At 50.1% G+C, this 22,119-nt stretch carries 23 protein-coding genes; 15 read left to right on the top strand and 8 right to left on the bottom strand.

What is annotated here, in order from left to right; all coding sequences use genetic code 11:
• Positions 1 to 44 precede the first annotated feature (44 nt).
• The 6 genes from ACLO87_RS05630 (at position 45) to rpsT (ending at position 4,433) form a co-directional block, all read left to right on the top strand.
• On the top strand, positions 45 to 227 hold the full coding sequence (locus ACLO87_RS05630; protein ID WP_135865493.1) for a Trm112 family protein: 183 nt from the start codon (positions 45 to 47) through the stop codon (positions 225 to 227).
• Positions 224 to 988, top strand: a complete 765-nt coding sequence (gene kdsB / locus ACLO87_RS05625; protein WP_430223007.1) for a 3-deoxy-manno-octulosonate cytidylyltransferase — start codon at positions 224 to 226, stop codon at positions 986 to 988. Before ACLO87_RS05630 ends, kdsB begins: the two co-directional genes overlap by 4 nt.
• Before the next feature lie 87 nt (positions 989 to 1,075).
• The gene (gene adk / locus ACLO87_RS05620) at positions 1,076 to 1,732 is read left to right on the top strand and encodes an adenylate kinase (protein ID WP_135865489.1); all 657 of its coding nucleotides are present in this window, start codon (positions 1,076 to 1,078) and stop codon (positions 1,730 to 1,732) included.
• A gap of 70 nt (positions 1,733 to 1,802) precedes the next feature.
• Positions 1,803 to 2,561 (top strand): 3-hydroxyacyl-CoA dehydrogenase, encoded by a 759-nt coding sequence (locus tag ACLO87_RS05615; RefSeq protein WP_135865487.1) that lies wholly within the window; start codon positions 1,803 to 1,805, stop codon positions 2,559 to 2,561.
• Entirely contained in the window at positions 2,561 to 4,114 is a 1,554-nt protein-coding gene (gene murJ / locus ACLO87_RS05610) for a murein biosynthesis integral membrane protein MurJ (protein WP_135865485.1), read from the top strand. Before ACLO87_RS05615 ends, murJ begins: the two co-directional genes overlap by 1 nt.
• A gap of 52 nt (positions 4,115 to 4,166) precedes the next feature.
• Complete coding sequence (gene rpsT, locus ACLO87_RS05605) at positions 4,167 to 4,433, top strand: 30S ribosomal protein S20 (protein ID WP_166407616.1); 267 nt, start codon at positions 4,167 to 4,169, stop codon at positions 4,431 to 4,433.
• Positions 4,434 to 4,602: 169 nt separating this feature from the next.
• Here the strand turns inward: rpsT and ACLO87_RS05600 are convergent, their stop codons facing one another.
• Complete coding sequence (locus ACLO87_RS05600; protein WP_135867137.1) at positions 4,603 to 4,893, bottom strand: DUF3579 domain-containing protein; 291 nt, start codon at positions 4,891 to 4,893, stop codon at positions 4,603 to 4,605.
• Between the two features lie 196 nt (positions 4,894 to 5,089).
• Between ACLO87_RS05600 and argF the strand changes: the two genes are divergently transcribed.
• Positions 5,090 to 6,031: an ornithine carbamoyltransferase gene (argF, locus tag ACLO87_RS05595; protein WP_135867135.1), complete on the top strand. Its 942-nt coding sequence runs from the start codon at positions 5,090 to 5,092 to the stop codon at positions 6,029 to 6,031.
• Between the two features lie 99 nt (positions 6,032 to 6,130).
• On the opposite strand, the gene argG is transcribed toward argF, so the two are convergent.
• Positions 6,131 to 7,462 (bottom strand): argininosuccinate synthase, encoded by a 1,332-nt coding sequence (gene argG, locus ACLO87_RS05590; protein ID WP_430223006.1) that lies wholly within the window; start codon positions 7,460 to 7,462, stop codon positions 6,131 to 6,133.
• 150 nt (positions 7,463 to 7,612) lie between these two features.
• Here argG and ACLO87_RS05585 point away from each other — a divergent pair, with 150 nt between their 5' ends.
• Positions 7,613 to 8,110 carry a hypothetical protein gene (locus tag ACLO87_RS05585; protein WP_430223005.1) on the top strand — a complete coding sequence of 166 codons (498 nt, stop codon included), beginning with the start codon at positions 7,613 to 7,615 and terminating at the stop codon, positions 8,108 to 8,110.
• 4 nt (positions 8,111 to 8,114) lie between these two features.
• Here the strand turns inward: ACLO87_RS05585 and ACLO87_RS05580 are convergent, their stop codons facing one another.
• Entirely contained in the window at positions 8,115 to 9,281 is a 1,167-nt protein-coding gene (locus ACLO87_RS05580) for an NAD(P)H-dependent flavin oxidoreductase (RefSeq protein ID WP_430223004.1), read from the bottom strand.
• 24 nt (positions 9,282 to 9,305) lie between these two features.
• Positions 9,306 to 10,736 (bottom strand): oxygen-independent coproporphyrinogen III oxidase, encoded by a 1,431-nt coding sequence (gene hemN, locus ACLO87_RS05575; protein WP_430223003.1) that lies wholly within the window; start codon positions 10,734 to 10,736, stop codon positions 9,306 to 9,308.
• 204 nt (positions 10,737 to 10,940) lie between these two features.
• Here hemN and ACLO87_RS05570 point away from each other — a divergent pair, with 204 nt between their 5' ends.
• The 7 genes from ACLO87_RS05570 to ACLO87_RS05540 are packed head-to-tail and all read left to right on the top strand — an operon-like array spanning position 10,941 to position 18,681.
• Positions 10,941 to 13,892, top strand: a complete 2,952-nt coding sequence (locus ACLO87_RS05570; protein WP_135866424.1) for a monovalent cation/H+ antiporter subunit A — start codon at positions 10,941 to 10,943, stop codon at positions 13,890 to 13,892.
• Positions 13,892 to 14,239: a Na+/H+ antiporter subunit C gene (locus tag ACLO87_RS05565; RefSeq protein ID WP_135866426.1), complete on the top strand. Its 348-nt coding sequence runs from the start codon at positions 13,892 to 13,894 to the stop codon at positions 14,237 to 14,239. The genes ACLO87_RS05570 and ACLO87_RS05565 overlap by 1 nt, the downstream gene beginning before the upstream one ends.
• Positions 14,239 to 15,870 (top strand): monovalent cation/H+ antiporter subunit D, encoded by a 1,632-nt coding sequence (locus tag ACLO87_RS05560; RefSeq protein WP_430223002.1) that lies wholly within the window; start codon positions 14,239 to 14,241, stop codon positions 15,868 to 15,870. Before ACLO87_RS05565 ends, ACLO87_RS05560 begins: the two co-directional genes overlap by 1 nt.
• Positions 15,867 to 16,355: a Na+/H+ antiporter subunit E gene (locus ACLO87_RS05555; RefSeq protein ID WP_135866851.1), complete on the top strand. Its 489-nt coding sequence runs from the start codon at positions 15,867 to 15,869 to the stop codon at positions 16,353 to 16,355. Before ACLO87_RS05560 ends, ACLO87_RS05555 begins: the two co-directional genes overlap by 4 nt.
• Positions 16,352 to 16,633 (top strand): K+/H+ antiporter subunit F, encoded by a 282-nt coding sequence (locus ACLO87_RS05550; RefSeq protein ID WP_135866849.1) that lies wholly within the window; start codon positions 16,352 to 16,354, stop codon positions 16,631 to 16,633. Before ACLO87_RS05555 ends, ACLO87_RS05550 begins: the two co-directional genes overlap by 4 nt.
• Positions 16,630 to 17,031: a monovalent cation/H(+) antiporter subunit G gene (mnhG, locus tag ACLO87_RS05545; RefSeq protein ID WP_430223001.1), complete on the top strand. Its 402-nt coding sequence runs from the start codon at positions 16,630 to 16,632 to the stop codon at positions 17,029 to 17,031. The genes ACLO87_RS05550 and mnhG overlap by 4 nt, the downstream gene beginning before the upstream one ends.
• Positions 17,032 to 17,088: 57 nt before the next feature.
• Positions 17,089 to 18,681 carry a TerC family protein gene (locus ACLO87_RS05540; RefSeq protein ID WP_135866846.1) on the top strand — a complete coding sequence of 531 codons (1,593 nt, stop codon included), beginning with the start codon at positions 17,089 to 17,091 and terminating at the stop codon, positions 18,679 to 18,681.
• Here ACLO87_RS05540 and ACLO87_RS05535 read toward each other — a convergent pair.
• The 4 genes from ACLO87_RS05535 to ACLO87_RS05520 all read right to left on the bottom strand — a co-directional run bounded on the left by ACLO87_RS05535 (position 18,666) and on the right by ACLO87_RS05520 (position 22,116).
• Positions 18,666 to 19,787 carry a sensor histidine kinase gene (locus ACLO87_RS05535; protein ID WP_135866251.1) on the bottom strand — a complete coding sequence of 374 codons (1,122 nt, stop codon included), beginning with the start codon at positions 19,785 to 19,787 and terminating at the stop codon, positions 18,666 to 18,668. The genes ACLO87_RS05540 and ACLO87_RS05535 overlap by 16 nt on opposite strands.
• Before the next feature lie 34 nt (positions 19,788 to 19,821).
• Complete coding sequence (locus ACLO87_RS05530) at positions 19,822 to 20,493, bottom strand: response regulator (RefSeq protein ID WP_430223000.1); 672 nt, start codon at positions 20,491 to 20,493, stop codon at positions 19,822 to 19,824.
• Between the two features lie 112 nt (positions 20,494 to 20,605).
• Positions 20,606 to 21,091, bottom strand: coding sequence for an ExbD/TolR family protein (locus tag ACLO87_RS05525; RefSeq protein ID WP_430222999.1), 486 nt, complete (start codon positions 21,089 to 21,091; stop codon positions 20,606 to 20,608).
• 2 nt (positions 21,092 to 21,093) lie between these two features.
• The gene (locus ACLO87_RS05520) at positions 21,094 to 22,116 is read right to left on the bottom strand and encodes a MotA/TolQ/ExbB proton channel family protein (protein ID WP_430223728.1); all 1,023 of its coding nucleotides are present in this window, start codon (positions 22,114 to 22,116) and stop codon (positions 21,094 to 21,096) included.
• Between the last annotated feature and the right edge of the window lie 3 nt (positions 22,117 to 22,119).

Raw genomic sequence — 22,119 nt, 5'->3', positions numbered from 1 at the left:
GGTTACTGTTTGATTACTTGTTTTGCTGTATAGCCGGAGCCCATATGGAACGCCGCCTCTTCGATATTCTGGTCTGCCCGCAATGTAAGGCCCAATTGCGGTATCAACCCGAGGATCAGGAATTGATCTGCGATGCTGATCAATTGGCTTTTCCTGTACGTGACGGTATACCCGTCATGCTGATCAACGAAGCCCGCTCTCTGGATACCCAGACTGATAACGCATGAGCTTTATCGCCGTTATCCCCGCTAGACTAGCTTCTACGCGACTCCCCAACAAAGCTCTGCTAGATATAGGCGGTAAAGCCATGGTGGTACGTACCGCCGAGCAAGCGCTTAAATCTGGCGCTAGCCGCGTTATTGTTGCCACCGACGCTGAAGAAATTGCACTGGTCACGCGTTCTGCGGGACTAGAAACTGTACTCACCAGCCCAGATCACCCTACCGGTACCGATCGCCTGTCAGAGGTTGTGCGCACGCTTAATGTCGCGCCTGAGCAAATTGTGGTGAATGTACAAGGCGACGAGCCGCTGATTAACCCCTCTTTGATTGATCAGGTTGCACAAACCTTGGCACAGAACCCTAGTGCCAGCATCGCCACACTAGGCGTACCAATCACCGAGGCAGATACCTTATTCAACGCCAACACCGTCAAAATCGTAGTGGATCACACTGATCACGCTCTGTATTTTTCACGCGCTCCCATCCCTTGGGCTCGTGAGGCATTAGCCGATGGCGTACAACGTTTAGCGCCAGAGCTTCCAGCTCTGCAGCACATAGGTCTTTACGCATACCGCACCAGTTTTCTGCAAGTATTTCCCACCCTGTCCCGTGGCAGTCTGGAGCAAATCGAATTACTGGAGCAATTGCGTGCTCTTGAGCATGGCTATCGCATTGTTGTTAGTCGCTCCGCTCACCCTCCAGCTCCCGGCATAGATACCGCCGAGGACCTGGCAAAAGTACGGGATATCGTGAGGAATAGCCTATAGGCCTTCCGTTAGCGCATATTATTTAGTTTATTGCTGCATTTATGCAGCTACCCACAATCAAAAAATCACTTTCCTCAGGAGGAACGTATGCGACTGATACTGCTCGGTCCACCCGGTGCCGGGAAAGGCACCCAGGCCACTTTCATCACTCAGGAATTCTCTATTCCTCAGATTTCCACGGGCGATATGCTTCGTGCAGCCGTTAAAGCCCAGACTCCATTAGGTCTGGAAGCCAAAGCGGTGATGGATGCCGGCAAACTAGTATCGGACGACATCATTATTGGTCTAGTACAAGACCGTCTCACTCAGAATGACTGTGCCAGCGGTTATCTGTTCGACGGCTTCCCACGTACGATCCCCCAAGCTGATGCGTTGAAAAATGCCGGAGTATCATTGGACTACGTCATTGAAATTGATGTGCCAAGCGAAGATATTATTGAGCGCATCAGTGGCCGTCGCGTACACCCCGCAAGCGGACGCTCTTACCACGTGCGATTCAACCCTCCAAAAACTGAAGGTGTGGACGACATTACGGGCGAAGCACTGATTCAACGCGATGATGATTGCGAAGAAACAGTACGCAACCGTTTGGATGTATACGCCAATCAAACACGTCCCTTGGTTGATTATTATTCTAGCTGGGCGGACTCAGGTGACGCCAACGCGCCTAAATACCGTAAAATCTCCGGAGTAGGCTCGGTAGAGGAAATCAAGGCACGTATTCTGGCAGCCCTAAACAGCTAAACCAGAGAACGTTACATTCATAAATCCGGCACTGGCAAGCCGGATTTTTTTGTAATTAACGGAGACTTTCATGCAGGTAAAAAATCATACTTTTGTTGTAACGGGCGGAGCATCGGGTCTGGGAGCAGGCACGGTCAGAAAGCTTTGCGCGCAAGGCGCCCGAGTAGTGATTGCAGACGTACAAGATGAGGCTGGCCAAGCACTAGCCAAAGAACTGAACCAGCACTTCGTGCATTGTGATGTAACTAACCCTGACGACGCTCAGCGTGTGATTGATAAAGCAGTAGAGCTAGGTAATTTCTACGGCCTGATCAACTGCGCCGGTATCGCTCCAGCATCACGTATTGTGGGCCGCGAAGGTGCGCATGATTTAGCACTGTTCCAAAAGGTGATTGGCATCAACCTGATCGGTACATTCAACATGAACCGTTTGGCTGCTCAGGCCATGAGCAACAATGAGCCTCTGTCCACAAAAGAGCGCGGCGTGCTGATCAACACAGCCTCCGTAGCCGCTTACGAAGGTCAAATTGGTCAAGCCGCTTACGCAGCCTCTAAAGGCGGTGTAGTAGGTATGACATTGCCTATCGCACGCGACTTAGCAAAACTGGGCATTCGTTGCGTGACCATTGCCCCCGGTATTTTTGGCACCCCTATGATGTTCGGCTTCCCACAAGAAGTACAAGACTCTCTGGCAGCCAGCGTACCTTTCCCATCCAGACTGGGCACACCAGAAGATTACGCTAAACTGGCACTGAGCATCATAGATAACGATATGATCAACGGCGAAACCATTCGCTTGGATGGCGCTATTCGCATGGCACCTCGCTAATGGGTTTACTTAAGTCAGCAGCAACGGTCAGCAGCTTTACGCTGCTGTCCCGCATTACCGGCCTCGCACGCGACATCCTTATTGCTCGCTCATTCGGGGCCGGGCCACTTACAGACGCTTTCTGGGTGGCTTTCCGTATCCCTAACCTGTTGCGTAGGCTCTTTGCCGAAGGCGCGTTCTCGCAAGCTTTTGTTCCTATCCTAGGTAATGCCCGCAAGAACAGCAGCCACGATGAAGTTCGTACGTTACTGGATCAAGTTGCGCTTCTACTTACTGCCATTTTGATGCTGGTCAGCCTCATAGGTATCCTGGCAGCACCATGGGTAGTCAGCCTCATGGCCAGTGGCCTACGCGCCGCAGAACGCCAAACCGAATTTAATGCCGCCATTTGGATGACACGCATGATGTTCCCTTACATCTTATGCATGTCTTTGGTCGCTTTTGCCTCAGGTGTACTAAACACCTGGAGCCGTTTTGCTGTACCAGCTTTTACACCTATTTTGCTGAATATCAGCATGATTGGTGCCAGTCTATTACTAGCCCCCTACTTCGCCACCCCTATTTATGCATTGGCAGTAGGGGTGATGATAGGCGGTGTGCTGCAATTACTGGTGCAATGGCATGCTCTGCATCGCCTAGGTTTATTGCCCCGCTTTAGCATAAATATACGTGCAGCATGGCGGAACAGCACCGTGCAGCACATTATGAAGCAAATGATTCCAGCTATTGTGGGGGTATCAGTTGCACAAATATCACTACTGATCAACACTAACATTGCGACTTGGCTGACACCCGGGAGCGTGACCTGGCTGTCTTTTGCTGACCGCTTAATGGAGTTCCCCACCGCATTACTTGGCGTGGCGTTAGGTACCGTATTACTACCTAAACTTTCCGCCGCTTACGCCGGTGACTCTACGCAACAGTACCAACAACTGCTAGATTGGGGCCTGAAGCTCATTATTCTATTTGGCCTACCCTGTGCCTTAGCCTTGGCATTAATTGCTGATGCCTTGGTCGCCAGCCTGTTTCACTACGGTGAATTCAACAGTTACGACGTAGCCCAGACGCGCACAGCCGTGGCTGCCTACTCCGTAGGGTTATTGGGTTTACTTGCTGTTAAAATTCTGGCTCCAGCATTCTATGCACGCCAAGACATACGTACACCGGTTAGAATAGCCATTGTGGTACTGATACTGACGCAATTATTGAACCTAGTCTTGGTACCTTTATTTGCTCATGCAGGCCTTGCCCTTTCCATTGGTATAGGCGCAAGCATCAATGCGCTGGTGCTACTGACCTTGCTTTACAAACGTGGACTATACAAACCCGGCCCAGGCTGGGGGCTGTTTATAGTACGCGTACTTCCCGCGTTGGCATTATTAGGCTTTGTGTTGTGGGCAGGCTCCCACTACATAAGCTGGACTGAGTTAAACGCCCAACCCGCAATACGCTTGCTGTATCTGTTAGGGTTGATGCTGGCATGCGCCATTAGCTATTTTGTACCCCTGCTACTGTGCGGATTCCGGCTCAGGCACTTTACAAGGCCTAATTAAGGCTTTAGAATATTAGTCTTTGCCAATTAAACTTACTAATCAATTTATATATATGGCTAATTCCGCACAAGCTCGCAAACGTGCCCGCCAAGCAGTGGCACGTAACAAACACAATTCCAGCATCCGCTCCATGCTGCGCACATCTATCAAACGTGTGCGTCAAGCTGTAGAAGCTGGCGATCAGACAGCTGCTAACGAAGTGCTGCGCAAAGCATCCAGCGTGATCGATCGCGTTGCTGACAAAAACATCATTCACAAAAACAAGGCCGCTCGTCATAAAAGCCGCCTGGCTGCTGCCGTTAAGGCAATGGCTGCCTAATGATTGAAAGTTGGGTTTAATTGGCAGCGACCTGGTCGTAAAAAAGGGTGCTTAAGCACCCTTTTTTTATTGCCAAATTCTTTATAAGCCCAACTTCTTTCTTTCCGTACTGTATAAAAGACTAGCGCCACTTTCTCATAAAAATAAAGGGCCACTTATTTCGGTCGGATTAATCCGTTGGCATGCCGGATGTTTTTAAATTATTGTCTTGCGCAAAGCCAACCACAAATTTCCATGCTAGTGGTTCTAGCTCTCTCAGACGTGCATCCACCACCACGCAACGCACCCCATCGATTAAACGAGGTACCACGTAAGGGGAATAGGTTAAGTGTCCGCCAGCTGCGCCTGCTGGTCTGAACTGTGACATCACACCGGCCAAACGCTCTGCCCAATCGCTGGGTCTAAAACGCTGGCCTTCATTCGTTGTTCCGTGAATAATAAGCTGGAGTTGCCCTGTCATGCTAATTCAAAATGCCCAATAGCCTTTAGCTTAATCATAAAAAATTTTCGTCATCGGCATTGTATCGCATTGCATGCAACACTACACCTTTATGCACACAATTTCATAAGCCATGGTTTTATGCCTGTCATACACAGCAAATTTTGCTCAATAGTCGCTGACAGGGTAATATGTTTTCTTTTGCCTAGGGTTTTTTATGAGTACCACGGTTCAAGCAGCGCCGATACGGCATTTCCTACAGTTTAGTGATCTGAACAAAGAAGAAATCCTTTATCTTCTGCACCGAGCTCGCGTCATCAAAGACCACTTCAAAAATTACCAGCCCCATCACACACTGCATGACCGCACTCTGGCCATGGTGTTTGAAAAAGCCAGTACACGCACCCGCGTTTCATTTGAAGCCGGCATGTACCAACTAGGTGGCGAAGTCATTAACCTAACAGCCAATGACTCACAACTAGGCCGCTCTGAGCCCATTGAAGATACCGCACGCGTGATTTCACGCATGGTAGATATCGTGATGATCCGTACCTTTGAACAAAGCCGCCTAGAGCGTTTTGCTGAGTTCTCTCGCGTACCCGTGATCAACGGCCTTACCAACGAATTTCACCCCTGCCAGATCTTGGCTGACATCTTTACCTATATCGAACACCGCGGCAGCATTCAAGGCAAAACCGTGGCATGGATAGGCGACGGCAACAACATGGCCTACACCTGGCTGCAAGCTGCTGAACTGCTAGGCTTCAAGCTGCATATTTCCGCACCACAAGGCTACACACTAGACCAAAACCTGATTGGTACCCCAGACCCCGCCGTATTCCAAGAGTTTGCAGACCCTATGCAAGCCTGCAAAGGCGCTGACTTGGTCACCACAGACGTTTGGACCAGCATGGGCTTTGAGGCCGAGAACGAAGAGCGCCGCAAAGCGTTTGCCGACTGGTGCGTAGATAGCGAAATGATGGCCGAAGCTAATGCTGATGCCCTCTTTATGCACTGCTTACCTGCTCACCGTGGCGAAGAAGTTAGCGCTGACGTGATCGACGGCGCCCAAAGCGTAGTATGGGATGAGGCTGAAAACCGCATGCACGTACAAAAAGCATTGATGGAGTTCTTACTTCTAGGGCAACTAGACGATTAAGCACTAGTGCTGGATGCAAAAAAGCCACCCATTGGGTGGCTTTTTTATTACTTAAGCAGTACAGATGGACAACCACTGGCTGCCCATCTCTTGTAATACTTAGTCTTTCAGCTTAGGCATTTCAGCACCAGAGCTGGATGTCAGCAAGCCTGCATCAGCGTACGTGAATAACTTACCACGGGTATCAACGATATCCATGTTACGCATCGTCAACTGGCCAATACGATCGCGTGGAGAGAAGGTACCATCACCCTCTTTTTCCATCGTCAAACGCTCTGGTTTGTAGGTCAGATTAGGCGACTCTGTATTCAAGATAGAGTAGTCATTACCACGACGCAGTTCCAGTGTAACTTCGCCAGTCACAGCCTTAGCAATCCAACGCTGCGCTGATTCGCGTAGCATAATGGCTTGAGGATCGAACCAACGGCCTTGGTACAACAAACGACCCAAGCGCAAGCCGTTAATACGGTATTGCTCGATAGTGTCTTCGTTGTGAATACCAGATACCAAACGCTCGTAGGCGATGTGTAGCAATGCCATACCTGGCGCTTCGTAAATACCGCGGCTCTTCGCTTCAATAATACGGTTTTCGATCTGATCACTCATACCCAAGCCATGACGGCCACCAATGCGGTTAGCTTCCAGCATCAGCTCAACAGGGTTAGCAAACTCTTTACCATTCAGTGCTACAGGCTGCCCTTCTTCAAAGCGCACTGTAACCACTTCAGCTTTCACTTCAACGTCATCACGCCAGAACGCTACGCCCATGATAGGTTTCACAATCTTGATGCCGCTGTTCAGGAATTCCAAGTCTTTGGCTTCGTGTGTAGCGCCCAGCATGTTGGAATCGGTGGAGTATGCTTTTTCAGCAGACATTTTGTAGTCAAAGCCATGCTCTTGCATGTACTGAGACATTTCCGAACGACCACCCAGTTCGTCGATGAACTGTTGATCCAACCAAGGTTTGTAAATACGCAATTGTGGGTTGGTCAGCAAACCATAACGGTAGAAACGCTCGATGTCGTTACCTTTATAAGTACTGCCATCACCCCAGATGTTGACGTCGTCTTCTTTCATTGCCGCTACCAACATGGTGCCAGTTACTGCGCGACCAATAGGGGTAGTGTTGAAGTAGGTAACGCCAGCAGTGGAAACGTGGAATGCGCCACTTTGCAATGCTGCAATCCCTTCGGCAACCAATTGCATACGACAATCCACCAAGCGAGCATCCTTGGCGCCGTAGCTCATGGCAGCGCGCGGAATAGCATCGTAGTCCGACTCGTCAGGCTGACCCAGGTTGGCGGTGTAAGCATAAGGGATCGCGCCTTTGTTACGCATCCACAGTAAAGCCGCGCTGGTGTCCAGACCACCAGAGAAGGCAATACCTACTTTTTGACCTACTGGAAGATTTTCAATAATAGTCGTTGTCATATGAAAGGACCGGTACGCTAAATAAACAATCTTCCATTATATCCCCCTAGCACACATACGTGGGCTTCTGCTTGCCGGAAGATGCGAAAACAGGCGATACACGGCATAATGTGCACTTGTCACAACTTTCACTGTTATTTTGATCACCCAATGAGCACCCTGTCGGCCTCCTGTACCCTGCAATCTTTTACTTTGCCGCAATTGCGTGCTGCCACCCAAGCGGGCGGCGTCACCAATGTCATTGTGAAAGGGCAAGGTGACGCATTCTTTATCCAGATCCAAATGCGCTCTGCCCAGACTGCTATTCTGATCACCAGCAAAAGTCGCCAGCCGCGACAGTTCCGCAATCCTGTACAGGCTTTTGCCGTATTACGTGAAATCGGTATTATGACGGGGCAATTTGATGTCGCGCATTACTCCCCGGAGCAAAAGCAGACACCATCACGCGCGTTGCGCAAAACTATTGAAACCCCAAAGCCTGTATCCCAACCCTGGGAAAGCTTTTTACAGAAAATGGCCAACAGCCCTCAGGCCACGTTTGACGACCCTAATTTCAAACTGGACTCCACACAAGCCCAGCAACTGTACGAGCGCGGTAGTCCAGCAGAGGCTACTACTGCCCCACACGAGACAGTAATAGCCAAATAGCAACTTAGGCGTGCGCAGGTACGCCCACACGCACTGCTTGCAACAAAAATTCCATCAGGTCACGCACAGAGCGAATTTGATCGCCAAATGGTAGTTTTTCCGAGCTACGGAAGAACAGCCCACGATCAACGTCACCCTCTAGTGCGTAGGCCAAACGTCTATCAATGCAAAACTGGCCACTGCGTGCAACCCCGTCACGCAGACCACAATGCGCCAAGCAATCAAAGCCCTCAGAGCACGCACGCTCTTGTGCTACCGCTTGCAGCTTGGACTCTTTATGTAAGTAGGAGTCCAACCAAGGCGTGCGCACAGCACGTGCTGGCAAACCTGCCACACTCATAAAGGTCACGATATCTTCAGGCTTAGCCTGTGCCAATACTTGCTTGAAACGGATGTCAGCATCACCCTCTTCCGTTACTGCGAACGCTGTGCCCAACTGAATCGCATCAGCACCTTGTCCTAGCAAAGTTTTGACCTGCTCTGGATTATTAATACCGCCTGCCACGATCAACGAGATGTTTTCTTTCTCTACATCCAGCTTTTTGAATACTTCACGTGTTTCTTCCAGCACGCGCGGGAACGCATACATGGGGTCATTCATCTGTTCAATATCAGCCAGACCTAAGTGGCCCGCTGCAAATTTTGGGTTCTCGATCACGATGGCGTCTGGCAAACGGTTTTTACGCATCCATTTACGCAGCACCAACTGAATACCCCTAGCATCTGACAAAATAGGGATCAACGCCACGTTAGGGTGATCAGCAGTAAGTTCCGGTAAGTCTAGCGGCAAACCTGCACCTACCACCACCGCATCAGCACCACTTTCGCACGCTTGTTTCACATACGCTGCGTACTGCGATACTGCACGCATGATATTGACAGCCACTGCACCACACTCTTTGGCCAGCGCCTTAGCCTTGCGAACCTCTCTGTCTAGAGCCTCTAAGTTCACCATATCAATCAGGCTACTATCTTTGCTCTTGTGTGTACGAGCCATCAAATCGGGATGATGGCGGCGCAAGTCCACGCTAGAGATTGTTCCCATACCCCCTAACGCAGCCACGCTGCCTGCTAAACGGTGTGCCGACACACCGACCCCCATCCCGCCCTGAACCACAGGCAGCAATGCCTTACCCTTTAACCGTAACCGCTCAACAATGGTTTCTAACACAGGGAGTCCTTTAACTTTTAACAATCAAATAAGCCGCGAGTAAGTCGCGGTAGTACGTTTATGCAGGTGAGCATCAAACACCATACTGATACCTCGCACAAACAAACGCCCCGTGTCTGTGACACGCAGCATACGCTCATCAACAATGATCAGCCCAGCATCTTCAAACAAGCTCAAACGCTGCAATTCATCGCCAAAATACGCATCAAAATCTATACCGTGACGCTGCGACACTAGCGCTTTGTCTACGGGCATACTGCACATCAACTGCATAATCACTTCAGCGCGTAGTTCATCATCGGCCGTCATCTGGATACCACGACTGACGGGCAAACGGTCCTCATCCAAACAGGCGTAGTACGCTTTTAAGGACCTATCGTTTTGCACATGTGTACCTTGCACTTTACCTATAGCCGACACACCGAATGCCACCAAATCACTGTCTGCACGTGTGGTATAGCCTTGGAAATTTCTATGCAAACTCTGATCCAAGCGTGCGCGACTCAGTTCATCTTCTGGCAATGCAAAGTGATCCAAACCTATGTAGTCATACCCCGCATCCAACAGCCGCTGCGTTGCCATCAAGAAGATTTGCAGACGTGTTTCGGCATCGGGCAAATCTTGCTCATTGATTAAACGCTGCGCCTTGAAGCGCTGCGGCAAGTGCGCGTAGTTGTACAAGGCAATACGATCAGGGCGCAGCGCAATCAACTGGTCCAAGGTTGCACTGAAGCTTTGCACGCTTTGTTTTGGCAGGCCATAAATCAAATCGGTATTAATGGACTCAAAACCCACCGCCCTACTGGTCTCTATTGCTTTAGCCACCATGTCATAAGGCTGGATGCGGTGAATAGCCTCTTGCACCGCCACATCAAAATCCTGCACACCAAAACTGGTGCGGTTGAAACCTAAACTCGCCAAATGCGCCAGCATCTGGTCATCAATAGTACGTGGATCAATTTCCACACTGATTTCTGCATCATCGGTAAAGTCAAAATGCTTTCTGACTTCTTGCATCAACAACGACATTTGATCGTTGGATAAAAACGTAGGTGACCCACCACCTAGGTGCAACTGGCCCGTTTTTCGGTCGTCTCCCAAATGGGGCACCACCATCGCCATTTCTTTAAACAAGTACTGTAAGTACTCTGCCGAGCGTGATTTGTCTTGCGTGATGATCTTATTGCACGCACAGAAATAGCACAGTGACGTACAGAAAGGCAGGTGGAAGTACAGCGACAAAGGCATTTGCTGTTTGCTACTGGCTCGTGCTTCCAAAGCATTCACATAATGCTGTTGGGCGAACTCTTCCAAAAAACGGTCTGCTGTAGGGTACGAGGTGTAGCGTGGGCCCGAACTATTGAAACGTCGGATTAGTGCCTCTGGAACTTGAAATGAAGCAGCTGCCTCGTTGATGGCACGCTGTTGTTGGGGTTGTGCCAGTGCAATATCCATGAAACTCTCCAGAAACCTACAAAATCTTTGCAACCATCAACTATTTTGACTGCAATAGGACAATTCCTCATTGACCTTTATCAAGCACGTTCAGGGCAATTTCATTTTTTTTAGCAGATTATGTGTGGAAATTACCAGTAATATCGTATTATTAGAACATCGCCCTTTCTCCCGATTTAAACATCTCGTCTTCCCCGGAGCCCGATGTCTTTGCTTGTCATCCTAGCCCTCCCTTTCGTTGGTGGGCTGATCTCATCATTATTGTCTGCCGAATCCCGAAAACTTCAGGCTCCGCTTGCCGGGATGGTTGCCTTAACCTGCGCGCTTTTCACTTTAGTCAATTTTCCGGCTATATCCCGTAATGAGGTGTTACTGTTCTCCTCTGACTGGATTCCTGCCTATAACATCTATTTCAATTTGCGCATGGATGGCCTGGCTTGGCTATTCAGCATCATCATCACGGGGATGGGCGCATTAATCGCGCTCTACGCTCACTACTACCTTTCTGCTCAAGAACCTGTACGGCGCTTCTTCGCGTTTTTGCAAATCTTCATGGGTGCGATGCTGGGTGTGGTGTTATCAGGAAACGTCATACAGCTAGTGGTGTTCTGGGAACTGACTAGTTTGTCGTCCTTCATGCTGATCGCCTACTGGTACCACCGCCGTGATGCGCGTCGTGGTGCTCGTATGTCGCTGATCATTACAGGTGGTGGCGGCCTCTGTTTGCTGGCAGGCGTATTGATGATGGGACAAGTTGCTGGCACCTACGACTTGGGTGAAATCCTAGTTTCTGGCGATCGCATTCGTCAAAGCGCCTGGTACCCCTTCTTGCTCTTGATGGTGGCTGCTGGCGCATTAAGTAAAAGTGCACAATTCCCTTTCCATATTTGGCTGCCTAGAGCGATGGCCGCCCCTACACCCGTTTCAGCGTACTTGCACTCTGCCACGATGGTTAAAGCAGGCGTGTTCGTCTTGGCACGTTTTTGGCCTGTGCTGTCGGGCACTACAGAGTGGGCGATTTTAATTGGTGGTTCAGGGCTAATCACCTTGCTGCTGGGTGCCTACCTCGCTACCTTCCAGCGCGATATGAAAGGGGTTCTAGCCTACTCCACCATCAGCCACCTAGGTTTGATTACCTTGCTGCTGGGCATGAACAGTGCCATGGCGCTGATTGCAGCGATTTTCCACATCATTAACCACGCCACCTTTAAAGCTTCGCTATTTATGGCGACAGGTATTGTGGATCATGAAACAGGTACACGTAACCTAAATAGGCTGTCAGGGCTACGCTATGCCATGCCCATCACCGCATTATTGGCCAGTGTGGCTGCGGCAGCCATGGCGGGCGTTCCCTTGCTTAACGGCTTTCTTTCCAAAGAAATGTTCTTTGCTGAAGCAGTTGATACAGCCAATGGTAACTCGTGGGATTACGTTATCCCGCTGATTGCTGTGATAGCAAGCGCCTTCAGCGTGGCCTACTCATTGCGTTTCATTGTGCAGGTGTTTTTCGGCCCACCAGCCAAAAACCTGCCTCGCGAACCACATGAGCCACCTATACAAATGCTGATCCCCAGCATCATCTTGGTGCTGATCTGTTTGGCTGTAGGGATACTGCCGGGTTATACCGTTGCGCCATTCTTAGACGTAGCCGCTCACTCCATTCTGAATCTGCAAATGCCAGACTTCAGCTTGCGCATATGGCACGGTTTCAACCTGCCACTGGTGATGAGTATCATCGCTATGCTGGGCGGCGTCATGCTGGTGTTCTTACTGGATAATTACCGACAAGGTCGCTCTGACCGCGCGCCCCTACTGTACCGAATCGATGGCCAGCGTATTTTTGAAGCCTTCTTGGGCTGGACAGAAACTGCTGCTGACTTCCTGATCGACAAAACCTACTCTCCACGACTGCAGCGCCAAGTACTACTAATTCTGCTGTCCACCCTAGTCGTTACAGCCTTGCCGCTGTTCCGTGGAACATGGTTCGTGCCAGAGCAATCCACCTTTATGGATCCTCTGTTTGCACTGATGTGGATCGCCGGCGCTGCCTGCGCCATTGGTGCTGCGTATCAAGCAAAATTCCACCGACCTGCCGCGCTACTGCTATCTGGAGCCGCTGGCTTAATCACCAGCCTAACCTACGCATGGTTGTCAGCGCCTGACTTGGCGCTCACCCAGTTGGCCGTTGAAGTAGTAACCGTAGTGCTGATTCTTCTTGGCCTACGTTGGTTGCCCAAGCGTTTGCCTACTGACGAAGATGATCTATCACCGCTATCACGCTTTAAAGCATTACGCCGTCGAGGCCGTGACTTAACCATTGCTGTGCTATCCGGTGCGGGCCTATCTGTATTGGCCTACACCATCATGACCAGACCACCTGTTGAGGATGGCGTGTCGCCCTTCTTGGTACAGCAAGCGCTGCCACTAGGTGGGGGCGCAAACGTGGTGAACGTGATTCTTGTGGACTTCCGTGGTTTTGATACCTTTGGTGAAATCACTGTATTGGGTATTGTGGCACTAAGCGTCTATGCCCTGCTGCGTCGATTCCGCCCTCCAGTTGAAACCATAACCACACCGCTTGAAATACGTCACAAATACGGTCAACTTATACAGAACGCTGATGAACTGTCCCCGCTTGAGACAGCGACATTTGAAGAGCCTGATCCTGACCAACACGTACCCTATGGGGTAACGAAAGTTCCCGCTATATTGATGCGTATCTTGCTGCCTATTGCTGCATTGATCTCCATCTACTTCTTGCTGCGTGGTCACAATCTACCTGGTGGTGGTTTTGTGGGTGGTTTGATTATGGCCACGGCTATTTTGATTCAATACATGGTGAACGGCATTGTCTGGGTTGAGTCCCGCCCCTTGCTGCATCCACAAACTTGGATCTCGCTGGGCATGCTACTGGCTGGTTTTGCTGCCATGATAGTTTGGTGGTTTAACCGCCCCTTCTTGGCAGCGCTAGAGTGGGATCTTTCCCTGCCATGGGTAGGTGAAATTCACACCAGCAGCGCACTGCTCTTTGATATTGGCGTCTACATGCTGGTTGTAGGTTCTACCATCTTGATGTTGCTGGCATTGGCTCACCAGTCACTGCGTTTCTACCGGAAACTGCCCGCTCCCCAAAACTCACTAAATACCGAAGAATAATGGAAATCGTTCTCTCTTTAGCTATAGGTATTTTGGCCGGCTCAGGCGTCTGGTTACTGCTACGTCCCCGTACGTTCCAGGTCATCATGGGTCTTTCCCTGTTGTCCTATGCCGTTAACTTATTCATTTTTTCCATGGGGCGCATCACCCTCAATGCGCCTGCAGTGATTGGAACTGAATTGGGCTCTGACCCAAGCAACTACGCCGACCCCCTGCCCCAAGCTTTAGTTCTAACAGCTATTGTGATCGGTTTTGCCACCACTGCCCTTTTTCTAGTAGTACTACTGGCCAACCGCGGCTTAAGCGGCACAGACCACGTAGACGGCCGCGAGGAAAATGAGCTGTGATGCTGTTGAAACACCTGCCAATTTTCCCCATTATCATTCCGCTGATTGCAGCGGGCTTGATGCTGTTACGCCAGGATAAATACCGTCGGTACAAAATAGCGCTTAGCGTTATCTCTTTTACGTTGCAATTACTGGTCGCGGTGCTGCTGCTCAACATGGCTGACGGCACCATCGAAACCTCATGGCCTGAGGGGGTAGGTGTCTACCTATTAGGTGACTGGCCTGCGCCATTTGGCATCGTTGTAGTTGTAGACCGTCTATCCGCCTTAATGTTGTTGCTCACTGCGGTATTAGGAGCCACAACCTGGATTTACGCTACGGCACGCTGGGACCGTTCAGGGGTGCACTTCCACCCTCTGTTCCAATTGCTGTTGATGGGCCTGAACGGCGCTTTCCTGACCGGTGACTTGTTTAACCTGTTCGTATTCTTTGAAGTACTGCTCGCCGCGTCCTATGGCTTGATGCTACACGGCTCAGGCCGAGCCCGTGTTAATGCAGGTTTGCACTATATTGCGGTTAACCTGATTGCCTCTTTCCTGCTGTTGATTGCACTGGCGCTGATTTACGGCGTAACCGGCACATTGAACATGGCAGACTTAGCAGTCAAAGCCGGCCACCTCTCTGGCCCTGACCGCTTGCTGTTTGAAAGTGCAGCGGCCGTTTTAGGCATAGCCTTCCTGATCAAAGCAGCTGCATGGCCTTTGAATTACTGGTTAATCGACGGATACGCCAACAGTAGTCCGCCCGTAGCCGGTATGTTTTCTATCATGACCAAAGTAGGTATCTACGCACTGCTACGCATAGGTACCTTGCTAGAACCTACTGGTGCACCCGCTGCCTTTGGTGGGGCTTGGATGTTCCCCGCCGGTATTGCCACGTTGATCTTTGGTGCTGTTGGTACCTTGGCTGCCCACAACACACAACGTATGGCTGGCTACTGTGTGATCCTATCATCCGGTACGCTGTTAGCTGCCCTAGGTATGCCAGGTGTGATCCTAACTGGCCCAGCCCTGTACTACATGATTAGTTCAGTATTGGGCTTAGGCGCTTTCTTTATGCTGCTGGAAATGGTGAACCGCGCACAAAGCTTTGGTTCTGACTTTTTGGCGGCCAGTGCCGAGGCCTTTGCGCTAACCGACGACGAGGATGACGAAAACACCTCTGACGTCGTTGGTAGAGCCATTCCTGCTGCCTTGGTGTTTCTAGGCATGAGCTTTATTGCTTGCGCCTTAATTATTATTGGCTTGCCTCCACTTTCAGGTTTTGTAGCCAAGTTCTCATTAATTTTGGCAGCGCTACAAGCTTCTAGCTATACGCCAGACCCATTAAACGCGTGGATATTCACCGCCACTATATTACTGGCTGGCTTTATCGGCATTATTGCCTTGTCACGTACTGGTATTCGCTTGTTCTGGAGTCACAACAACATCAGTGTGCCTCGTTTGCGTCCTACCGAAGCATTACCTGTGACAGTACTGATCACTATCTGCGTATGGCTGAGTATTCAAGCTGGCCCCATCACTAGTTACCTGGAAGGTACTGCCCGTTACTTGGATCGTCCTAGCGCCTACATTAATGCCGTACTCATGAAAAATGCGGATCGCCCTGTGCACACAGGAGAAACACCATGAGAAAAAAACTCAGCTTTCTGATTCTGCCCGTGTTTTTATTGGTGTTTTGGCTGCTACTCAATAGCTCCCTGTCTCCCGGCAATATTGCTCTAGGTGCAGTACTGGCTATTTTATTGTCTTTGGCTGCTATCCCGTTCAGACCTGTACGCGCTAGCTTACGTCGCCCCTTTACTGCTCTACGTTTGATGTTCAACGTATTCGTTGATATTGTGAACTCCAACATCGAGGTAGGAAAAATCGTACTGAAAGGCGATAAATCAGGAGCCACTCCCGGCTTTTTGGATATCCCCCTGACTATCACTGACCCGCATGGGTTAAGTGCCCTCGCCTGCATCGTGACGTATACGCCTGGCACAGTGTGGTCTGGTTTCAACGAGGAAAAGAATATTCTGACACTGCATGTGTTGGACCTCAAAGATGAACAGCAGTGGCTGGACACCATACAGAAACGCTATCAACAGCCGCTTATAGAGATTTTTGAATGAACAGCATCATTTATTGGTCTAGCCTTTTTGCTTTGGCTTGTTTTGTAATTGGCATGAGCGTTGCGGCCTATAGAATATCTACCGGCCCTACCGCCTGCGACCGTGTGTTGGCGCTGGATACCATGTACGTCAACGGCATGCTGGCGCTTTTAGCGCTAGGCATGCGTTTTGACTCACGCCTGTATTTTGATATTGCGTTGCTGATTGCACTGTTTGGCTTTGTAGGCTCTGCTGCCATGGCCAAGTTCTTGTTACGTGGTGAGGTAATTGAGCCATGAACGATATTCCACTCTGGATTAGCATCCCTACAGCCCTACTACTGATACTCAGCGGTATCATTACACTAGTAGGATCGTTAGGACTTATACGCCTACGTCATTTCTTTAGCCGTATGCACGCCCCTACATTGGGTAACACCTTAGGTGTGTTTTTTATGCTGCTAGCAATGGTGTTGATGTATTCTTACCTAAGCGATCACGTTATTGTTCATCCGCTGCTGATTACGCTATTGCTAGTAATCACTTCCCCAGTTACTGCTATTTTGCTGATGCGTGCAGCCATCAAACGCGAACTTAGCCAACGTACGGTTACTTATGCCCCCAACGAGCCCGGTCACATGGATTTACCGCATAAATCTCCTCCCATAGAGGAGCAGGATGCCGAACCCAAGCTCTAATGACATGACTGTCATATAAAGACCCTATTATTTTTCTTTTTCTCTTCAATCAACATCATGGAATGGCTTGTAGACCCGAACATATGGGCGGGCTTAATTACCCTCGTCGTACTTGAAATAGTACTGGGTATAGACAACCTAATTTTTATCGCCATCCTGGCTGATAAACTGCCTCCGCACCAGCGGGACCGTGCACGTATTATCGGCCTCTCACTGGCTCTGGTGATGCGGCTCATTCTGCTTAGCGTCATCTCGTGGCTGGTCACACTGAAAACCCCGCTATTTTCCATCGGCTCCTTCGGATTCTCCGGACGCGATCTTATTTTGCTGATGGGCGGTATATTCTTGCTATTTAAAGCCACCAGCGAATTGCACGAGCGCCTAGAAGGCCCGCCGATGGTGCGTGAGAAAAACAAAGCCTACGCCAGCTTCGGTATAGTCGTAGCGCAGATTGTGGTGCTAGACGCCGTATTCTCGCTAGACGCCGTCATTACAGCGGTAGGTATGGTAGACCACCTGCCTGTCATGATGGCCGCCGTCATCATCTCTATTGGCTTGATGATGTGGGCTTCCAAGCCTCTGACACGCTTTGTGAACGCTCACCCTACCGTTGTGGTGCTGTGTTTAAGCTTCTTGCTAATGATCGGCCTGGCCTTAGCTGCTGAAGGCTTAGGCTTAACGATTCCTAAAGGCTATTTGTATGCCGCTATCGGTTTCTCTATTGTTATCGAGTTCTTCAACCAGCTAGCACGTCGTAGCGTATTGCGTCATCAAGCACGCATTCCTATGCGTGATCGTACGGCAGACGCTGTAATGCGTTTGCTTAGCAGCAAACCTACTGATGACGAAAACGAAGGTACTGCCGATAGCCATGCGGTAAATGATCTTGTGGATTCCGCTTTCAAGGCTGAAGAACGCAAAATGGTTAGCGGTGTATTGAACCTGAGTCAGCGCCCTATACGTTCGCTGATGACACCCAGAAACGAAATCACCTGGGTGAATACGGAAGACTCCGCCGAAAACATCCGCCAGTTGTTGCGTGATACACCACACAGTTTCTTGCCAGTCTGTAACGGTCAGCTAGATCACATTATTGGTGTAGCCAAAAGCAAAGACTTGCTGGCCGACCTTAAAGACAACGATGTGGTCACCCAATGGTCTGAATTACGTGCGCCCATTATTGCTCATGAGCACACTGACCCACTGATGGTTATTCAGATGCTGAAACAATCTAAAGGGCAGTTTGTTTTGGTGGCTGACGAGTACGGCACTATTGAAGGCCTACTCACACCTATAGATATTCTGGAAGCGATTGCTGGTGAGTTCCCCGATGAAGACGAGCAACCCGCCATACGTAAAGTCGATGACAATGAATGGCTAGTAGAAGGCAGTACCGACTTGTTCCATTTGGCACAAGAACTGAACCTACCTAACCACTTAAGCATTGCCCGCAACTTCAATTCAGTTGCCAGCTTTATGCTAGAAAGCTTAGATGCTTTGCCTAAAGTTGGTGATGTTATTGAAAGTGAAGGCCTACGCTTCGAGATCGTGGAAATGGTAGACCGACGCGTGGGTGAAGTACGTGTGAGCCGCATAGACTCAGACGATCACCCAGCTGATGACGACGAATCTGCTCAGTCTACAGACTGAAAACGCTGACGTCGTAAACGTGTACCAATACGGGGACCCGGAAAGATCACCATGATCTGGGTTCCCGGAAAATGCGGTCTACTGTTCAATTTGACCCATGCGCCGTGTACCACGGCAATTTCCCTCACAATAGCCAACCCCAAGCCAGCTCCACGGCCTTTATGCGCTTGTGATGGTGCGCGATAAAAAGCCTCAAACACTTGTTGCGCATCTTGCTCTTGAATACCTACACCATTGTCTTCCACGGCTAACGAAGGCGGGTTGGTATTAATGCGTATGGAAAGCTGGTTATTGCCCCCCACACCATAATTCAACGCATTATCGATGAGGTTAGAGAGCAGCTCGCCCAATAAAATGGGGTCAGCATCAATCCATACAGGTTGATCAGGCGCGATTAACTGCAGTTGCATGCCCTTTTCGCGTGCATTCGCCAACCATTCCCCACCGGTATTTCTGGACCATTCGCATAAATCTAGGCGTTCCAAGCTGTCTCTGGGGCTGGTAGAGGCATCGGCCTTAGCAAGTACCAGCAACTGCTCACCCAAACGAATCATACGATCTGAGATGCGTTTAATACGCTCAGCACGCGTACGTACATCCAATGGTAGATCTTGCGCCAACATGAGTTCAGACTCTAATCGCAAGCTACTGAGCGGAGTACGAAACTGGTGTGCTGCATGGCCTATGAATCGTTTCTGAGCCTGCAGCGTATCATCCAACTGCGCAAGCAGGGTATTCATGTGCAACACCAGTGGCAAGACCTCTTGAGGTACGCCTGACACATTTAAGGGGCTCAGAGTATCGTCTTCATCACGCTCGGTGATCTGTTCTGCTAAGTCATGGATAGCCGCCAAGCCGCTACGCACACCACGTACTAACACCCACGTAAACAACCCCACCAAAATCAGTTGGGTCAGCGCCATCGTCCAAAAAATATCACGCAGCATCCACTCTTCTATCTGCATTTTCCGCGTGAGTACCCAGGTGACGGCCAAATCCAGAATCACCAACATGACAATGGGGGGCATCAAGCGCACCACCAAATGTCGAGCCAAACTATTTTGCTGCCAGAATGCAGGAATGCCTTTTCGTTTTGTCATTGTCATGTGCGCTCCTGATCCACAGCACCGTCAGCTTTTACTACTCGCTTTGCAATTCCAGCGAATACCCAAACCCTCGTACAGTTTGTATTTGCAACGGTAAGCCCTCTAGACGTTTGCGCAGACGGTACACATAGACTTCTACCGCATTCTCACTAAAGTCAGCATCATTCGCAGATAACGATGCCACGATCTGCTGTTTAGTTACCACCTTACCTACTCTAGCCATGAGCATTTCCAACACGGAAAGCTCTCGCACAGATAAAGCCAAACGTTGGTCATGCACGCGTAGCTCGCGGCTCACCATATCAAATAGCAATGGCCCCACTTCCAACACCGATTGCGCTTGCCCTACACTGCGTCTAGCAAAGGCACGTATGCGCGCTGCTAATTCGGCCAGTTCAAAGGGCTTGACCACGTAATCATCTGCGCCCGCATCTAACCCGGCCACCCTATCTTCCAACTCATCACGTGCAGTCAGAATCAATACCGGTACCGCCATACCTTTTTGGCGTATGGTACGCAGCCAATCCAAACCACTAATATCTGGCAAATTTAAATCCAGAATCACCAGTTCATACTCCACTGCGGACAATGCACCCAAGCCACCTGTGCCATCTGCCTGCAAATCAACGGCATAGCCTTGGCTCATCAAGTACTCCTGCAATGCAGGCCCTAAACTGACATCATCTTCTATAAGTAATAGACGCATACGCGGATTTCACAGTGATTCGTTGGTACTAAAAAAGAAAAACCCCGCTGAGGCGTAAGCTTCAACGGGGTGAATGCTGCCGCTGCTCTGCGGCTTAACAGCATAACGGATTTTACGGCGTAGCGGTATTACCCGCTGGCTTATCCGTTGCCGCAGCTGGTGCAGGAGTAGCGGCTCCTTGCTCTGCGCCTGGGCGAGTGACAAAGCCCAAACGTACCATCCCAGCCGCTTTGGCTTTGCTCATTACCTGAGCCAAGATTTCATAACGTGTTTCTTGATCTGCACGAATACGAATTTCTGGCTGCGGCTTCTCTTGAGCATAAATAGCCAAGGTTTGCGTTAAGTCTTCCATTGCCACTGGGTCATTGTTTAAGAACAATGCACCATCTAGCGTGACGGCCAAATCCAATGACTTGGCGTCTTTTTCCACAGGCTGAGCAGTAGCCTGTGGCAATTGCACTTTGATGCTATGCGTTAGCAACGGTGCGGTAATCAGAAAAATCACCAGCAGCACCAACATCACGTCGATCAGCGGCACCATATTAATCTCGGCGGCTGTCTGTGATGAGGAACGGCTATCAAAGCTTCCAAAAGACATGATTACTCACCCCCTGCAGGTACAGGTGCTACTGATGCGCCCACGCCTACAGGTTCATCAACGCGTGGTGCTGTACCGATTGGACCACGACCATTGCCATTTGAATCAGGCACTTGCTGGCCTGTAGTCAAGAAGGTAAACAAGTCATGAGCAAAAGCATCCAGCTTAGCCAAGTACACACGGTTTGTACGTACAAAAGCGTTGTACGCCAATACCGCTGGAATCGCTACAGCCAAACCCAAACCAGTCATGATCAGTGCTTCGCCCACAGGGCCAGCAATCTTGTTCAATGCCACTTCTTCGGATAGACCGATGTTGATCAGCGCATGGTACACACCCCATACCGTACCGAACAGACCCACAAACGGTGCAGTAGAACCCACAGACGCCAACAGCGTTAAGCCATTTTCCAAGCGAGCGGTTTCTTCATCAATGACTTTACGCATAATGCGCATCACAAATGAGTCTGTAGAGCCTTTTTCTTCCAGTTTCAATGCACCGTAACGCGCATGGTGGTTACGGGAATGAATAGCGTGGCTAGCCAAATGCGCGAATGGCTCGTTAGCGCCATGCGTAGCAATTTCGTTTTCTACTTGTTCCAACGAACTAGCTGCCCAGAACTCACGCAGGAAGTTGTTAGAACGACGTTTTAAGCGGTAGGACACAAAGGCTTTGGCAAAAATCAAATACCAACTCGCCAGTGACATAATCAGCAAAATCACAAATAGGCTTTTACCTACCATGTCACTTTGCGCGATGAAGTGCAGCATACCGGTAGAAGCGGCTTCTTGCGTCATCACTGGAACGTCGCCAGCACCAGCCAAAGCGGGGGCAAGCATTTCTGTTGTTTGAGACAACTCCACAGCCGCACCCGCCAGCGGTTGTGCTGCCTGAGCCGCAGCATCTACTACAGGCTGGGCTACATTCTGTGTCTGTATTGCCGCATCAACAAGGGGTTGAGCATCTGCTGTCGCTGCGCTCACCTGCGCCAGTCCTAGCAGAGCAGCCTCAAGAAGCTCCTGCATCAT

This window comes from Paenalcaligenes sp. Me52 (assembly GCF_050487965.1).
Classification (GTDB): Bacteria; Pseudomonadota; Gammaproteobacteria; order Burkholderiales; family Burkholderiaceae_B; genus Paenalcaligenes.
The sequence above is the reverse complement of the archived record's forward strand: the minus strand, read 5'-3'. Positions and strand labels throughout refer to the sequence as shown.

Coding starts and splice junctions, on each gene's coding strand:
- ACLO87_RS05535 (WP_135866251.1), bottom strand. CDS start 19,787: ATGACAATGACAAAACGAAAAGGCATTCCTGCATTCTGGCAGCAAAAT.
- ACLO87_RS05525 (WP_430222999.1), bottom strand. CDS start 21,091: ATGTCTTTTGGAAGCTTTGATAGCCGTTCCTCATCACAGACAGCCGCC.
- murJ (WP_135865485.1), top strand. CDS start 2,561: ATGGGTTTACTTAAGTCAGCAGCAACGGTCAGCAGCTTTACGCTGCTG.
- kdsB (WP_430223007.1), top strand. CDS start 224: ATGAGCTTTATCGCCGTTATCCCCGCTAGACTAGCTTCTACGCGACTC.
- ACLO87_RS05615 (WP_135865487.1), top strand. CDS start 1,803: ATGCAGGTAAAAAATCATACTTTTGTTGTAACGGGCGGAGCATCGGGT.
- ACLO87_RS05585 (WP_430223005.1), top strand. CDS start 7,613: ATGAGCACCCTGTCGGCCTCCTGTACCCTGCAATCTTTTACTTTGCCG.
- ACLO87_RS05570 (WP_135866424.1), top strand. CDS start 10,941: ATGTCTTTGCTTGTCATCCTAGCCCTCCCTTTCGTTGGTGGGCTGATC.
- ACLO87_RS05520 (WP_430223728.1), bottom strand. CDS start 22,116: ATGCAGGAGCTTCTTGAGGCTGCTCTGCTAGGACTGGCGCAGGTGAGC.
- ACLO87_RS05540 (WP_135866846.1), top strand. CDS start 17,089: ATGGAATGGCTTGTAGACCCGAACATATGGGCGGGCTTAATTACCCTC.
- ACLO87_RS05565 (WP_135866426.1), top strand. CDS start 13,892: ATGGAAATCGTTCTCTCTTTAGCTATAGGTATTTTGGCCGGCTCAGGC.
- ACLO87_RS05630 (WP_135865493.1), top strand. CDS start 45: ATGGAACGCCGCCTCTTCGATATTCTGGTCTGCCCGCAATGTAAGGCC.
- argF (WP_135867135.1), top strand. CDS start 5,090: ATGAGTACCACGGTTCAAGCAGCGCCGATACGGCATTTCCTACAGTTT.
- ACLO87_RS05555 (WP_135866851.1), top strand. CDS start 15,867: ATGAGAAAAAAACTCAGCTTTCTGATTCTGCCCGTGTTTTTATTGGTG.
- adk (WP_135865489.1), top strand. CDS start 1,076: ATGCGACTGATACTGCTCGGTCCACCCGGTGCCGGGAAAGGCACCCAG.
- ACLO87_RS05600 (WP_135867137.1), bottom strand. CDS start 4,893: ATGACAGGGCAACTCCAGCTTATTATTCACGGAACAACGAATGAAGGC.
- rpsT (WP_166407616.1), top strand. CDS start 4,167: ATGGCTAATTCCGCACAAGCTCGCAAACGTGCCCGCCAAGCAGTGGCA.
- argG (WP_430223006.1), bottom strand. CDS start 7,462: ATGACAACGACTATTATTGAAAATCTTCCAGTAGGTCAAAAAGTAGGT.
- hemN (WP_430223003.1), bottom strand. CDS start 10,736: ATGGATATTGCACTGGCACAACCCCAACAACAGCGTGCCATCAACGAG.
- mnhG (WP_430223001.1), top strand. CDS start 16,630: ATGAACGATATTCCACTCTGGATTAGCATCCCTACAGCCCTACTACTG.
- ACLO87_RS05550 (WP_135866849.1), top strand. CDS start 16,352: ATGAACAGCATCATTTATTGGTCTAGCCTTTTTGCTTTGGCTTGTTTT.
- ACLO87_RS05560 (WP_430223002.1), top strand. CDS start 14,239: ATGCTGTTGAAACACCTGCCAATTTTCCCCATTATCATTCCGCTGATT.
- ACLO87_RS05530 (WP_430223000.1), bottom strand. CDS start 20,493: ATGCGTCTATTACTTATAGAAGATGATGTCAGTTTAGGGCCTGCATTG.